Origin of the sequence: Schleiferilactobacillus shenzhenensis LY-73 (assembly GCF_000469325.1) — a bacterium.
Lineage (GTDB): Bacteria > Bacillota > Bacilli > Lactobacillales > Lactobacillaceae > Schleiferilactobacillus > Schleiferilactobacillus shenzhenensis.
On sequence record NZ_KI271610.1, the window covers coordinates 1 to 14,477 of the forward strand.

General features: G+C 56.8%; 10 protein-coding genes. 6 read left to right on the plus strand and 4 right to left on the minus strand.

Going from position 1 to position 14,477, the window contains the following annotated elements:
• Positions 1 to 359: 359 nt before the first annotated feature.
• Positions 360 to 1,247 (minus strand): magnesium transporter CorA family protein, encoded by an 888-nt coding sequence (locus tag L248_RS13490; protein ID WP_022530820.1) that lies wholly within the window; start codon positions 1,245 to 1,247, stop codon positions 360 to 362.
• Positions 1,248 to 1,351: 104 nt separating this feature from the next.
• Positions 1,352 to 3,922, minus strand: coding sequence for a beta-L-arabinofuranosidase domain-containing protein (locus tag L248_RS13495; RefSeq protein WP_022530821.1), 2,571 nt, complete (start codon positions 3,920 to 3,922; stop codon positions 1,352 to 1,354).
• 174 nt (positions 3,923 to 4,096) lie between these two features.
• Between L248_RS13495 and L248_RS13500 the strand changes: the two genes are divergently transcribed.
• Positions 4,097 to 5,050: a hypothetical protein gene (locus L248_RS13500; RefSeq protein WP_155828679.1), complete on the plus strand. Its 954-nt coding sequence runs from the start codon at positions 4,097 to 4,099 to the stop codon at positions 5,048 to 5,050.
• A gap of 89 nt (positions 5,051 to 5,139) precedes the next feature.
• On the opposite strand, the gene L248_RS13505 is transcribed toward L248_RS13500, so the two are convergent.
• Complete coding sequence (locus L248_RS13505) at positions 5,140 to 6,510, minus strand: glycoside-pentoside-hexuronide (GPH):cation symporter (protein WP_022530823.1); 1,371 nt, start codon at positions 6,508 to 6,510, stop codon at positions 5,140 to 5,142.
• A gap of 238 nt (positions 6,511 to 6,748) precedes the next feature.
• Between L248_RS13505 and L248_RS13510 the strand changes: the two genes are divergently transcribed.
• Positions 6,749 to 7,621 (plus strand): helix-turn-helix transcriptional regulator, encoded by an 873-nt coding sequence (locus L248_RS13510; RefSeq protein WP_022530824.1) that lies wholly within the window; start codon positions 6,749 to 6,751, stop codon positions 7,619 to 7,621.
• Between the two features lie 118 nt (positions 7,622 to 7,739).
• Positions 7,740 to 10,103 (plus strand): hypothetical protein, encoded by a 2,364-nt coding sequence (locus tag L248_RS13515; RefSeq protein WP_022530825.1) that lies wholly within the window; start codon positions 7,740 to 7,742, stop codon positions 10,101 to 10,103.
• A gap of 13 nt (positions 10,104 to 10,116) precedes the next feature.
• Here the strand turns inward: L248_RS13515 and L248_RS13520 are convergent, their stop codons facing one another.
• Positions 10,117 to 11,061, minus strand: coding sequence for an AraC family transcriptional regulator (locus L248_RS13520; RefSeq protein WP_040536911.1), 945 nt, complete (start codon positions 11,059 to 11,061; stop codon positions 10,117 to 10,119).
• Positions 11,062 to 11,303: 242 nt separating this feature from the next.
• On the opposite strand from L248_RS13520, the gene L248_RS13525 reads away from it, so the two are divergent.
• Genes L248_RS13525 through L248_RS13535 form a run of 3 tightly spaced genes read left to right on the plus strand, consistent with a single transcriptional unit; the run spans position 11,304 to position 14,460 of the window.
• Positions 11,304 to 12,692, plus strand: coding sequence for an ABC transporter substrate-binding protein (locus L248_RS13525; RefSeq protein WP_022530827.1), 1,389 nt, complete (start codon positions 11,304 to 11,306; stop codon positions 12,690 to 12,692).
• A 14-nt stretch (positions 12,693 to 12,706) separates the two neighbouring features.
• Positions 12,707 to 13,630, plus strand: coding sequence for a carbohydrate ABC transporter permease (locus L248_RS13530; RefSeq protein WP_196812049.1), 924 nt, complete (start codon positions 12,707 to 12,709; stop codon positions 13,628 to 13,630).
• Positions 13,630 to 14,460 (plus strand): carbohydrate ABC transporter permease, encoded by an 831-nt coding sequence (locus tag L248_RS13535; RefSeq protein ID WP_022530829.1) that lies wholly within the window; start codon positions 13,630 to 13,632, stop codon positions 14,458 to 14,460. Before L248_RS13530 ends, L248_RS13535 begins: the two co-directional genes overlap by 1 nt.
• Positions 14,461 to 14,477: the final 17 nt, after the last annotated feature.

Sequence of the window (14,477 nt, forward strand, 5' to 3'; positions counted from 1 at the left end):
TTTTTGACAAAGTGCGTCAAAAAGTCTCAAAGTCTGGCCTTGGTCTAAGCGGTCAAAGACCGACCGCTTAGACCAATCTGGCCACTGACGCCCGCCAGCCTCCGGGCCCAAATCGCCTACATCCTGTCCGAGCGTAAAGTCTTCGGTGCCCGGACATATTCGCCTGGAACGCCGCCCGAACTTCCCACTTCCTGGCAACTGCCATAAGGTCCGGGGAAGAGGCTGCCAGGGTTTCCTGCCGAGCGAGACATTTCCAGTCACCCGGGGTAGCGGCAGAAAGCTGCTTTCTCCCGCGCAGCCCGTAGTCACCCGGGTCAGCAACAGAAAGCTGCCTTCCGTGCCAGCAAGCAACGCCTTTCTCACTTCAACCACCGGTGCAAAACCGCCCCCATAATCAGCCACAGTACTGCCGTGATCCCCAGGGTGATGACCCACCCCCACGGACTGTGCTGCGCCGGCAGGGCCACGTTCATCCCGTAGAATCCCGTCACGATCGTCGGTACCGTCAGCAGCAGGCTCCACACGGTCATGAACTTCATGATGTCGTTCAGGTTGTTGTTCAGGACGGAGTCGTACGTCTGCGTCAAATGGTCGAGCGTGTGGGAAGACAGCTCGGCCATTTCTAGTACCTGGTCCGCCTCGATGACCACGTCCGCCAGCTGCTCTTCTTCGCCGATAGTGAACTTGTGGTAGATCGGGTGGGCGTGGACCTGGCGCAGTACCAGCGTGTTCTGTTTGGCCGACCGGCTCAGATAATCCGCCCGCAAGCTCAGGTCCGACAGCCGTAATAACCCCTTGCGCGTGGTGTGCTCCCGCAGAACCGGCACGATTGCCTTGCGCTCGTTGTCCACCGTCTGGACGAGCGGCCCGAACATGTCTGTTAATTGCACCAGGCAGCGAAACAGCGCCGAGAACGGCGACGCCGTGTCGGCATTGCTCAACGTGCGGTACAGCTTATCCGACACCCGCAGCGTCGCGCCGTTGTCCACCACTAGCAGTGTCATCCCTTTGATGATGAATGTCAGGGGCGCATCGTACACATCATCCGCCGGCTGGTCCCGGGGCACGTTATAGATCAGTAAGAAAGTCCCTGTTGCCCGGTCCAGCTCCGCGTGGGGCGATTCATCCTCGTCCAAGGCGTAGGTAATGACTTCTTCCGTGATGTGGTATTGACTGCGCAGCAAGGCCTGCTGCGTGGGCTCCCGCCCGTTGATGATTTGCCAGTGAAATGGTTCCGTTTCGGTCAACGCGTTATCCTCCCGTCGTTACAATAGGTCTATTATGCCACAGCGCCCGCCCCTTGTGCTTTCGCGTGAAGAAAGACAAGGGGCGGGCGCCGTGTTGAAAACAATTATGGTTTCTCTCGTAACGTCTTAATACCGAACAGCCGGGGCAGCGGTGTTTCGCCGTTCCCAGTCAGTTGCACGGTCACAGTTTGCGGGCCGGCAGCAGCCGGCGCCGCCAAAGCAACCACGTCGTCGGGCAGGTCCAGATACGTCCAGTAGAATGCATCGGCCGGCGCCGCCGCCACTGTCACTGTCCCCACCGGGGCGCCGCCAACGGTCACCACGGCTTGCCGGCCCGCGTCGGCAGTGTGCCACTGCAGGGCCAGGTAATTGGCGGCACTGGCCGGGTCTACTTGCAGATCATAGCTGAACCAGCCGTCCGGTCCGGCTGTCCGGAAGGTATGACCAGCAAAGTTGCCCACGCTGGCATCGGCGCTGACGGCATAGTGCTTGCCGGCCTCGGCGTTGTTGTTGTCGAACAAAAGGAGCCGATCGATGGTCCGCCGGGCGTCCGCCGCGGCCGCTTGGGCCTGGGCTTGAATGGCCCGGTAAGCGTCGGAATCCGCCTGGGTCAGCGTCCAGTAGACCGCGTAATAGGCGCGGTCTGTCTCCGCGTAAGGGCGGAGGACCAGCCCGCTGCCCTGGCTCAACCCGGCCAGCTTGAAGGTGAGCGGCTGGTCATCGTCCGGTGCGTCGGTGCGGATGACGTTCTTCGCCAGGTCCGCCAGCCATGTTTTCGGTTCGAAGCCGTCCGCTGGCACCAGCAGGCTGGCCGCGTGGGCGGCAGGGGAGAACTTCGCCACCCGCACCTTGACCCCGCCGTAGGCGTAATCCCCAGGGGCAGCGGGACCCGCCGGCAGGGCCCCGGCCAGGACAGTGGGCCCGTACTGGAAGGCGGCCCAATCCGGGTCATCCGGACTGGCCACCGCCTGCAGCAGCGGCGGTACCGTGTAGGTCAGCGTCACCGGGCCGTCATTCACCGTTGTGGTCAGCCAGTCGGTTTCGTCACTTTGATCTTCCGCCGTGCGGGTATAGTCCCCGGTGGTCAAAGAGATCAGGTCCCGGTTGGCCCAGCGGGGGATCCGCAGGTGCAGCCGCAGAGTGGTCGTCAGCGGCTGCGCCGGATCGAGGCGGGTGATGGCAAAACGCATTTCGGCCTGCTTCGGGACATTCGCAGTCTGGCTGATCTGGACGTTCAATTCCGGCAAGGCCAGGACGCTGCTGAAGAATTGGTTGACGTAGACATCGTGGCCGTCGACGAAGTAAAGCGAGTCGCTGAGCTTGGCGAAGTTCTCGATGCCGGTGCCCTGGCAGCACCAGAACTCTCCCTGACTATCATCGCCGTTCAGGCCTGTGCCGGGCACGCCGAAGACGCGGGAATAGCCGGCCTGCATTGGCTGGAAGTAAGTGGTCATGCCGGTTTGGGGGTCCTGCGAGGCGAGGATCGTATTTCTGAACGTGTGCTCGTAATACTCGGAATACTGGGCGTCGCCGGTGATGGCGAAGAGCAGCCGGGTGAGCTTGAGCATGTTGTGGGCGTTGCAGGTCTCGCAAGTGGAATTATCATTGTAGCCGCCGTCCTCAGTGCCGTTAGCCGTAGCGTCCTGATGGAGCGCGTCCGGAGCGTGGAAGTGCTCAGACTGGGAGTTATCACCGATGACGTAGGTGTGATGGGCGACGACCATCTGCCAGAAGTTCTCGGCGGCCTGGCGGTAGAGAATGTCCAAGGCCAGCTGGTCTTTGTTAGAAAGCCGGAAGTAATACAGCGGGTTCTCGGTGTACACGACATAGCGGGTGAGGGCGCCGATGAGTTTGGGAATCGTGGTGTTGGCGTGCAGCCCCGGCAGCACGTCTTCGTTGTCTGCTAAGCGGGCAAACAGCGGCACTTCGTCGAAGAGGTGGGCGGCAGCGGCATCGTTGTCGTCACCCGTCAGCGCGAACAGTTCGTAGAGCGCCGCGTTCATGCCGCCGTACTCCGTCTTGAGCATGTTCACGTCCGGGTGGTCAGCGTGCCACGCGGTAATGAAGGCAGCGAAGCGGCGGGCGATGGTCAGCGCTTGGGCCTGGACCGCCGGGGTGGGCCCCGTGGCGGCGGTATCCACCAAGCCCTGGAGCAGTTTGTGCAAGTTGTAGAAGGGTACCAGCAGGCCGTCCGCGCCGTCCGGCAAAGCAGTCACAGGGAAAGCCGGAAGAAAACCGGCGGCGCTCGGGTGGGCTTGGGCATAAGCCTGTTGGGCGGCGGCGAGGCCGTCAATCAAGGTGGTCAATTTGGCCGCGAGCTGTGCTTTTTGGTCCGCCGTGGCGGTTGTGGCGGTCAACGCTTCGTTCAGGGCCGATAAATAGTGGCCCACGAAATGGCCGGTAAAGCGGGTGGGGTGATCCGTGCCGTCGGGATTGCGGTCCGCCGCCGGGCCGTTTTCCCAGCCGCCGTAGTTCTGCAGGCCGTTAACGGGTAATCCGGCCGTCGCCCGGAACTCCACCAGCAACCGGTCTGGGTCGAAACTGAGCAGGTAATTGATTTCCAGCTGGGCGGCACGGTGTAAGCCTGGATCCGTCAGGGTGACTGCCGCCATGTCGACGGCATGGAGATAATGGTTCGGGGTGCGATAACGGGATAGCAAGGTATTGGTCGACATATTTAGTAAAACCTCCGCAAGTTTTAGTGAAAACGTATTCGTCGCCTATCGTACCGCGTGGAGAAAGTCCGGTCAATGGCTCAACAGTGGGACATTTCTGCCTAAAAAACGTGCCCTGGAACGTCACTTAGCGTATCATGGCCTTATAATGACCAAACGGATGGGAGAATCGGTATGCGACTCGAATCAATGGGCCAGCGCCATGACGCCGGAGTACTGACGAAGTGGGCGGTGAGCCTGATCAATCATAAAAGTGAGAAGATGGCGGGGCTGCGCGCGGACTTGGTGCGCGGCGAATACCTTGGCCTGACCTGGTTGGACCAGGAAGCCGTGCCTGTCTCTCGGGTGCGCGGGACCGGCGGCGGTGAGCAGATGCAGTTCGTCCGCGTCCAGGAAGCCTTAGCCAGCGCGGCCCTGAATCCCGCGTATTGGGTGATTGCCAAAATTGAAGCCGATACCCGCTGGCTGGTGGTCAATCCCTATCTTTGTCTGGCGTTCGGCGTCGTCTTCAAGATTGCCGGGCCCAAAGTCAGCATTGCCGCGTTTTATGCGCCGATTACGGGGGCTGACGGGCAAGGGTACCGGACGCGCAGTGTGGACTTGCTGGAAGCCATCAGCCTGTCACCCCTGGGCGTCGATCCAGCGGTGGGGCTCTTCAGTGAAGCGCCGGAGAACGGGCTGGTCATTCCGGATGTACCGGAACGGCCCCTGGTCTCGGCGAAGCGGCTGCTCCAGCTGGCAATCAGCGACAGCGCCGCGGCCCATTATTTGAATACCGTGAGCCGGGCGTGGCCGGTGGAGACCGGTATTCCGGCCAACCAAGTGATGGATTTCTCACCGCTGGCCGAAGCGACCCAGGCCAAAGGCGTGCGCGGACGGCGGGCGAAGGTAATCGCCGGCTTGGTCCGAGACGCGGGGCTCGATCCCCAGTACTGGCAGGTGCGCAAGAGCCGTTCCACCTTCACCTGGCAGCTGTTCAATCCCTTTGCCGGTCGGCACGTCACCGTCGTCCTGGACCGGGGCGATGTGCCGCGGATCTATAAGTACCAGTTGTTGAGCAAGGACCACGTGATGACCGATATCACGACCCACTACTTATTGGAAGCCGCACTGTTGGCACCGTTTTGAGCAACGCTGGGCGCAAAAAAGAGCCAGCACCGGATCGGCATATTGCCGCGCAGGTGCTGGCTCTTGTGTTACTTCGGTGGAAAAGGAAGCTAGTCGATTTCACCGCGCCGCTCGATCAAATCAGCGTGGACGGTCTTTTCCTTGTTTTCATACCGGATGTAGAACAGCATGATGACGGCACCAATCAGGAAGAAGATGGCCGGCAGCCAAGCCAGGGAGAATTGGATGGCCGACAGGGAAGAGGCACTCTGAGTAGCCCCCGCCTTGTAGCCGGCGTTATTCAGAATCATGGCTGGCGCCCAGCCGCCTAAGCCGGAACCCATCTTGATGGCGAAAGAGGAACCGATGGCGGTCAAGAAACCGCTGGCCCGGATGCCGTTCTTCCACTCGCCGTAGTCGACGGTGTCAGACAGCATGGCGAAGGGCATGGAAACCGCGATACCGGTACCGATGGAGGCAATGCTCCAGCATACGGCGAGCATGATTTCGTTGCTGCCGGTGAAGGCGATGGCGATTTGGCCCAGAGCGGCCAAGCAGAAGCCGAGGATCAAGACTTGGGATTTCTTCATGACCTTGACTAAGAACGGGATGGCGACCATGCCGACCATCTGGAACATCACGAGGGCGTTCAAGATCGATGCGAAGCCCTTGTTACCCAGGTTATACTGAGTGTAGTAGACCAGGACCGAGGTCCGGGAGGAGTTGCCCAGCCAGTAGAAGATGAACGCGATGACCAGGATGAACCAGGGCCAGTTGCTCTTGGCCGCCTTGATCGACTGCAGGATCGGCAGGGCTTTCTGGTGCTCGGTGTTGATCTCGCGGGTATCGAAGAAAGCGAAGAGGAGCAAGGCGAACCCGGCGATGGCCAGGATGATCGACGTCCAGCGCCAGCCGGCCTGGTCGTTGCCGCCGCCGAGGAAGGCGACCATGCCCAAGGCGAAGGACGCCGGGATCAGGAAGCCGATGTTCCCGCCGATCATCCGGGTACTGTTCAACCGGATCCGTTCGTCGGAATCATTGCTCAGGTTGGGCAGAATAGATGTGATCGGGGTGGAGACGCCGGTGTAAGAAATACCGAAAACTAAGTAAGTGACAAGCGCCCACCAGAACTTGCCGGAGGCACTCAGGCCGGGCGATAGGAACATGAGGACGAAGAAGATGGCGAAGGGAAATGCCATCCAGAGGAAGTAGGGTCGGCTCTGGCCCCACTTGGTATGTGTATGGTCGATGATGAAGCCCCAGACCGGGGCGTCGAAGGCATCGAGGATCCGGGCTGCCAGCAGGATGGTCCCGGCGGCGGCAACGGAGATACCGAAGACGTCGGTGTAATAGTACAGGATAAAGGTGGTGACAGTGGTGTACAACAGGTTGCCGGCCATATCCGTGCTGGCATAGGCGAGCATGCGGTGGAAAGGCACTTTGACATTGGACTTGATGGCGTTAGCCACTTGGCTTTTCACAAAAATCAACCTCCATTTTGGTAGCGTGAAGCGGTTACAACGGTGTAGGCAAAGCTTTCCCGATAGGGCATAATAGCATTAGGGACGCAATCGTTCGGGGGCGGAAAGACGCCTTCAATTGCCGTGAACCGCTTCCAGCAATTGAGGACCATTCTGCACCCCGCCCCCGGTGGGGGACAATCGGTTGGCTCACAATGAATTTACAAAAAATAACACACAACGGAAAGGAAGAGCTGTCGTGGCGGCCTATATTTCGATTTCTTGTCTGCCCTTGCCGACCTTCGTCGAAGGGGGGCGGGTCACGTTTGAACCAGGGGAGCAGCACCCTAACCGGGATGACCTGGAATATTTTGTGCTGATGTTCCTCACGAAGGGCACCCTTTATATTGCCGAGGATGACACCCAATACACCGTCCGCGCTGGGGAGATGTTTATCCTACAGCCCAAGCACCACCATTACTCGTGGCAGCCGATGCAGGAAGAAACCGAGTACTACTGGCTCCATTTCTTCGTGTCCGGGGAATGGGTCCAGCGGGCGCGGCCGACCATGCTGACGTCGGCCATTGCAGTGCCCACGCTGCACCATTACACCCCGACGCTGACGCTTTACTTGCCCAAGCAGGCGTCCGTGAAGAAACAGCTGCCGAATATTCTGCCCACCGTCCAGCGCCTCTTCGCCGCTAGCCAGCTCCGCCCGGAATTCGGGTTCTGGCAGACCCAGCAGCTCTTCATCGATGTCTTGCAGAATATCCAGGCACAGTCTCAGGAAGAAACGAAGCTGATCCGTCTCGCCGAAGGGGTTCTGCGCTTCTTACAGGACCATTATGCGGAGAAAATCACCAATAGCCGCTTGGCGGCGCAATTTCACTTTCACCCCAACTACATCGTCCGGGCCTTGAAACAGGCGGTGGGGCTGACGCCCAACGCCTTTCTCACCCAATACCGGATGGAAGAGGCCCAGCGCCGGTTGTTGAACACGGATGACAGCGTGGCCGAAATCGCCGAGGCCATCGGCTACCAAAATATCTATTACTTCTCGACGGCATTCAAGAAACACACCGGGCTGTCCCCGCAGAAATACCGGGAAAGCCGGACGACGGTGCCCGACTAATGTGATTTTTTATAAATCTCAAGTGACTCAGTGCATTTTGCCCTGGCATGAAAGCGATTATACTCACCAAGTAAGTTCATGTACGCGCTTGCAGCATGACAATAGGAGGTCGCATTTTATGTCAGAAACCCGTTTTACTACCCAATTCAATGACCACGGGGCGTTGGTCAAACTCACTGATAACCAAGACCCGCACCATATGAACTGGGTCGTGTCGCCTGAATACTTAGCATCCGTCGATTATCACGACAATGACAAACTGTTTGGTGAATTCAGCTTAGAGACGGCCGGCCAGCAGTATGCCAGCCACGATCTGACGCCGGAAGTGACTACCAATGACGGTCAGACCAACGTGGTCTATGATCTGCCCACGGTTACCGTGGCTTTCACCTACCGCCAGAAGAATGGTCAATTACATTGGGATGTGCTTCTGAGCAATAAGGAAGACGACCAGACGGTGGTGGACCAGTTCGCGCTGTGGGCGTCCCTGGCTTACATCATGTTCAGAAATAAGGACGTTCACGTCAACATGGAAGATTCCGCCGCCGTGTTCCCGTCCATTTCCCGGAACTTCACCAAACTGGCCGCGGTGCGGCGGAGCAACGAAGGCCCCCACCTGGGCCTGTTTCAGACGGCCGGTGAAGTGCTGTCCGTGGGGACGTACAACGAGTGGACCAACCGCTTTTTCGAGAACGTGTCCCCATCCCTGGATGGGCTGCTGTTCCACGAAATCGTGCTGGCCGGCGGCTATGCCCCGCTGCAAGTACCGCGCCATGACTGGATCTACCCGCACAAGCCGATTCGGTTGGCCGGTGGGGCATCGGCTCACTGGCACTTTGTCTTGGCGCCCTTTGCCCAGGCTAATGATTTTGCGGACACGGCATTATCATTAGGGCACCCGGCGGTGAACTATGAACCCTTGGCCTTCGTGGGCCGGCCGGTGACGTTCACCGTACGCCTGCCCCAAGGCGCTGCGCTGCAGTCGCTCATTGTACGGCACCGGGAGGAATCCCAGCTGATCGACCACAACGTGACCAACGATCTGCAAGGCGGTCGGCTGACCTTCACGCCGTCCGGTGTCGGCGAGCACCAGCTCCTCATCACTCTGGCGGACGGCCGCCAAGACATGGTCATCTTCAACGTGATGACCGCCATTGACGACATGATCCAGAAGCGGATCAAGTGGCTCACGGACCACTCCTACCTAGGGGCAGACGGTTCGCCGGCCTACGCGTTCAGTCCCATTTCTAACCAAGGGGAGTCCTTGGGCAAGCTGAGCTTCATCCTGCAAGCCAACCTGCTTCACCCGACGGCGGATACGCAACGCCAGGTCCAAGCGGTGGAAGCCAGCGCCGTACACTATGTCCGGAACAAGTGGTTCCAAGACGGCGACTTCACCCAGCCAGTGGATCTGTACGGCAACTTCTACCGGGACATGGACTTCGAATACATCGGCCATATCTACTATCTGCTGTCCAAGTACGATGACGAGATGCTGCAGCTGCACAGTGCCAAGGAATACTTGCAGTGGGCCGCCCAGGTCTTTGAGCTGCGGGTCAATCCGGCGCTGCACAGGACCCAGCGGGGGAAGGAAGAAGCTCAGATGCTCGGGGTCTACTTCCTCTACATCAACGACCTGCTCCATGATCTGCAGGCCAAGGGCCTGACCGACGAGTACAACGTCATCAACGCCTGCTGGCAGCAAGCCGTCAGCCGGGTGGCCAAAGAGAGTCCAGAGTATAAGGCGGCCATCACGGAGCACTTCTACGATAATGCCGGCTTCGGCCCGGCCACCGGCGCCCTGGCCGCTTCCGACAGTATCGAAGCCGCCAAGCGTTACGCCGAACTGCTCAAGGCCAACATCGGCTTCAGCAACGACTTCCGCGCCCAAGCGCCGGACCGGTGGTGGGAAGCTTTGTCCTACATGATCCATGCACTGTGGGGCGGCATCGTCGCCGCTTCGGCGCTGATGGCCTATGACCATCTGGGCGATCCTGCCCTGTTAGAGGGTGCCTATCGTGCCACCGCGGGTGTGCTGTACATGTACGACGCCAACGCCACCACCATCGATCGGCCCATGGCCCCGGGCGAAGCCGCCTCGACCTATTCCATTGCCGGCCCGAATATGAACCGGCCGGATCTCTCCCGCAACCGCTTCGGCCAGTCCGTCTTTGCCAAGGACGGCGGCATCTTCTTCCGCCTGTTCCCCAACGGCGATACCGGCGAAGACGATTGGGATATGGGGGAAGAAATGGCCGCCTATCTCACTGGTTTTGGCCAGAAGACATACGTCTATACGGACGAGAGCGGCACGCTGCACGTCGTCAACGGCCAGGCCAAGAAGGTCGCCGCCGACGGGTATGTGATCACCACCTTTGCACCGTATATCCATGAATACTTGAACGTGCCGGCCAAGCAGACTTTGCTGAGTACGGATAAGAAAGTGTTCTATAGTCCTACCGAAGGGTTCAGTACCCTGTAACCCGGATCAGCATTTACGACAACTGCCCATTGCGGCGGTTGTCTTTTTTTTGCACACTTTCAATTCGGCGCACGGCTTCCGCAATATCAAACCCGGGATCGATCGTGGGGTTATTCAAGAACGTCCGAGAGAAGGCATTGCGGTACTTGGCGGGGGTCAAGTGCACGGTTTGCCGAAAAAGGCGAAAGAAATATTTGTAGTCGTTGAAGTAGCTGTGTTCAGCAACTTCTTGGATCGACAAGTCGGTGGTCAGCAGCAGAAAGCGCGCGGTGTCCAACCGCACCTTGTTGAGATAGCCCTTGATCGTGCCGCCGGTGGCGTGCTTGAAGAGCCGTGAAAGATAGTCTTGGCTCATGTTGAAATGCTCAGCGATGGCACTGACCGCCATGTCTTCATTCATGTTGACGCGAATCCATTCCTTGATTTGATTGGATTGGCCTTCTTCGTAAGTGACGTGTTCATTCTGCAGCCACCAGTCATTGGTGAGCGTCGCCAGCAGCAGTGTTGCCAAATAATCCTGAGGCAGGTTGCTGTAGTTATGACCATGGCCAACGTCTAGCAGCTGATTCGCCATGATAATGGATTGTTCCGGATATTTCAGCACCATGTGGCGCGGCAGTACGATTTGGGTGGATTCATCAGCCAAATGGGGCGGGGTATCCGTAATTTCATAGGTACCATACTGAACAAAATGGAACCAATAAAACTCGGCTGATTCGGTCACGGGGGCCGCCCCGGTGATGAAGCCGTGGGGGAAAACAGTGAGGACTTCGCCTTGATGGAGATGATAAGTCTCCTGGTGGTCGATTTGGAGTGCCACATCCCCTTTCAAACCGAACATGACCTCGGTGTCTTTCTTATGCTGAAAGGGGGCGTGCTGCCAGCCGGGGCTCGCAATAAAATGGCCGATTTGCAGGTAATGGACAGGGTGAGCGATATCGTAAATGGCATAATTCATGGGAGCGCCTTCTTTCACCCTATATTTTACCCGAAAATATCCACTTTTTCCCTGAAAACGTGAGTTATTTCGGATTTTTTAAGCGGTTACACTGAATATGCAGTTAAGTGATTGAGCGACGTATTCCCACGACGGTGGGGCCGGTCAATCAAAATGCCGACATTAAGCGGTTTAATTCTTGACAAAAACCGCACTGCAGCGCGCTTCCACTCGTTTAATTGATACCCTGAGGAGGTTTCATCATGAAGCGTAAGCTTATTGCTATCATTGCGCTGCTGAGCATGATGCTCTTTGCCCTGGGGGCATGCGGTCAAAAAGGACCCCATGTCACTGAAGGGAAAAATGGGCAAATCGTGCATTTCAAGTTTACTTATTGGGGGACCCCGTTGGAGAAGCAATCCATTGAGTCCGCCATCCACAGCTTCAACAAGAGTCACCCCAACATTCGGGTGACGAGCCAGCAGATTTCGACCAACTACATCGAGAAGATGAGCACGCTGGCCAGTACCGACGACCTGCCTGACGTCGGTTACATGCCGGAAGTGAACATGGCCGATTGGGGCCGGGGCGGCAAGCTGCTGGACTTGTCCAGCCTGTACAAGAAAGGCGGCGCCTTCGCGACGAAATTGCCGGCGTCGCAGTTCAAGTTCAGCGGCAGCAGCAAGATCTTTGGCTCATCGGCGAGTGTGGCTTCTTTCGTCCTGTATTACAACAAAACCTACTTTGCCAAAGAACACGTTGCTTTACCGCCTCATGATCCCAGCAAAGCCTGGACTTGGGATGAATTCATCAAAGTCTGCCAGCAGCTGACGGTGGACCGCAACGGGAAACACCCGAACGAGAAAGGCTTTGACGCTAACAACATTCAAACTTACGGGGTTGGTAACTTTACTTCCCTCGCCTATGAATGCTTCTTGAAGAGCAACGGCGGCGGATTGGTCAGTCAAGATGGGAAGACGATCCAGATCGGCTCACCGGCGACGATCGATGCCCTGCAAAAGATTCAAGACTTGATGTACAAATACCACGTCATGCCTACACCGTCGCAAGCGAGCACTGTCCCGCAGACCGATACAGCGATGCTGACGAACCGCATCGCCATGAGTATTGACGGATCCTGGTCCTTCCAGACACTGGGCAATGCCATTAAACAGCAGCACCTTAAAGTGGGCGTTGGTGTTCTGCCGAAGATGGGAAACAAATTGGTGACGATGAATTATGGCGTGCCTATTGTTGCTTTCCGCACCGCCACCACAACGAAATACCGCAAACAGGCCCTCGAATTCGTCAAGTTCCTGATGGATCCCCAGAACCAGACACCCATGCTGGCCTCTGGCCTGTGGCAGCCGAACCAGTTGGATTGGTACACGAACAAGAAAAAGCTGAGCTCCTGGGCAGAAAAGAGTGGTCTCCCAGATCACATCGAGTCGTCCTTTGCTCAGCAGAATCTGCATTATCTGGTGCAGACACCGGCTTTCTTCTTCAAAGATACCAACAAACTGACGGATATTATTAACCCGGCTCTGGACGAGATCTGGACCGGCAAGAAGACCGCCAAGCAAGCCGTCAAAGATGATATCATGCCGCCGGTGAAGATGACTTTCGGCACGGAATATAAATATGCCCAGTAAGGAGGGTGGAGACAATGAGTTTGCATCGTAATAAACAAAAGCGGGTATGGACCGCCGATGACAAGAACCAGAACTTGATGGGGTATCTCTTTGCTTCACCAGCCATCCTGGGGTTAGTCATCTTTACGATCTTGCCGATGATTGCCAGTCTGTTCTTGAGTTTTACCGATTATAGTGTGCTGAACCTGCATTTGCACTGGGTCGGCACGCAAAATTACACCCATATTTTCTTCAACGATATTTTCTTCCGTAAATCCTTACTGGTGACGTTCACTTACGCCATCGGCAGTACGGCCGCCACCCTGGTTGCGGCTCTCATCCTGGCCTTGCTTATGAACGCCAAGGTGCGGGGCCAGTCGATTTTCCGGACACTGTTCTATCTGCCCGTCATCGTGCCAGCAATCGCGTCGAACATTCTGTGGATGTGGCTGTTCAACCCTGATTTTGGGCTGCTCAACGCCATCCTGCGGTTCTTCGGGCTGCCCAAGTCGAATTGGGTGTTTGATGAAAAAACCGCGATTCCGTCGCTGATTTTGATGGCCGTATGGGCCTGCGGCGGCACGGCACTGATTTTCTTAGCCGGTTTGCAAGATGTGCCGGAGACGCTTTTGGAGGATGTTGAAGTCGAAGGCGGTAACTGGTGGGACAAATTTGTGCACGTGATTATCCCGTCCATCTCACCCATTATTTTCTTCAATCTGATCATGGGCTTGATTGGGTCCTTCCAGACCTTCACCCAGGCTTATGTGATGACCAATGGGGGACCGAACAACGCGACGCTGTTCTATTCACTGCTGATCTATCGGGAAGCATTCCAAGATAACCAGATGGGTTATGCCAGTGCGTTGGCCTGGATCCTATTCGTCATCATCGGAATCTTTACCCTATTCATCTTCCGGACCGCGAAGAGTTGGGTATTCTACGGGAGTGATAAATAATGTCGAAGAAAAAAATCAAAATGATGACCTATATCCCGTTGGTGTTCATCGGGATCATCTCAATCGTCCCGTTTCTCTGGCTGGTCCGCAGTGCATTGATGAACAACACCGAAATCTTCGAGTTTCCGCCGAAGATGATCCCCACCAAATGGCTGTGGTCCAACTTCAGCGAGGTATTCAAGGTCATCGATTTCAAGACCTATCTGCTGAATACGTTCATCATCATTGTCCCCGTTATTATTGGGACTGTGGTGACCTCCTGCATGTGCGGGTATGCCTTTGCCCGGCTGAACTTCAAGTATAAGAACTTCTGGTTTGCCATCGTGATTGCCACCATGATGCTGCCCAGCGCCGTAACGCTGATCCCGACCTTCATTATGTGGTCGAAACTCGGCGCCGTGAACACCTTCTGGCCGCTGATTCTACCCGCGTTCTTTGGCGGCGGCGGTTTCAACATTTTCCTCATGCGCCAGTTCTTCACAGCGATTCCGGAGGAGTTGGACGAAGCGGCGATTTTGGACGGCGCGACCCGCTTCCAGATTTTTTGGAAAATCATGCTGCCGCTGGTCAAGCCAGCGATGCTGGTCGTCGGGTTCTTCACCTTCATGAATACCTGGAACGATTTCTTCAACCCCCTGATTTACTTGAATGACCCCAAGAAGCAGACATTAGCGTTAGGATTATTACAACTGCAAGGATCGTATAGTTCTGAGTGGAACCTGCTGATGGCGGCGTCCACCTTAATGACGATTCCGGCAGTCATCATCTTCTTCTTTGGCCAGAAGTACTTCATTCAAGGAATCAGCCTGACCTCTGGGAGCAAGAGCTAGACAGAAAGGAAGAGAAA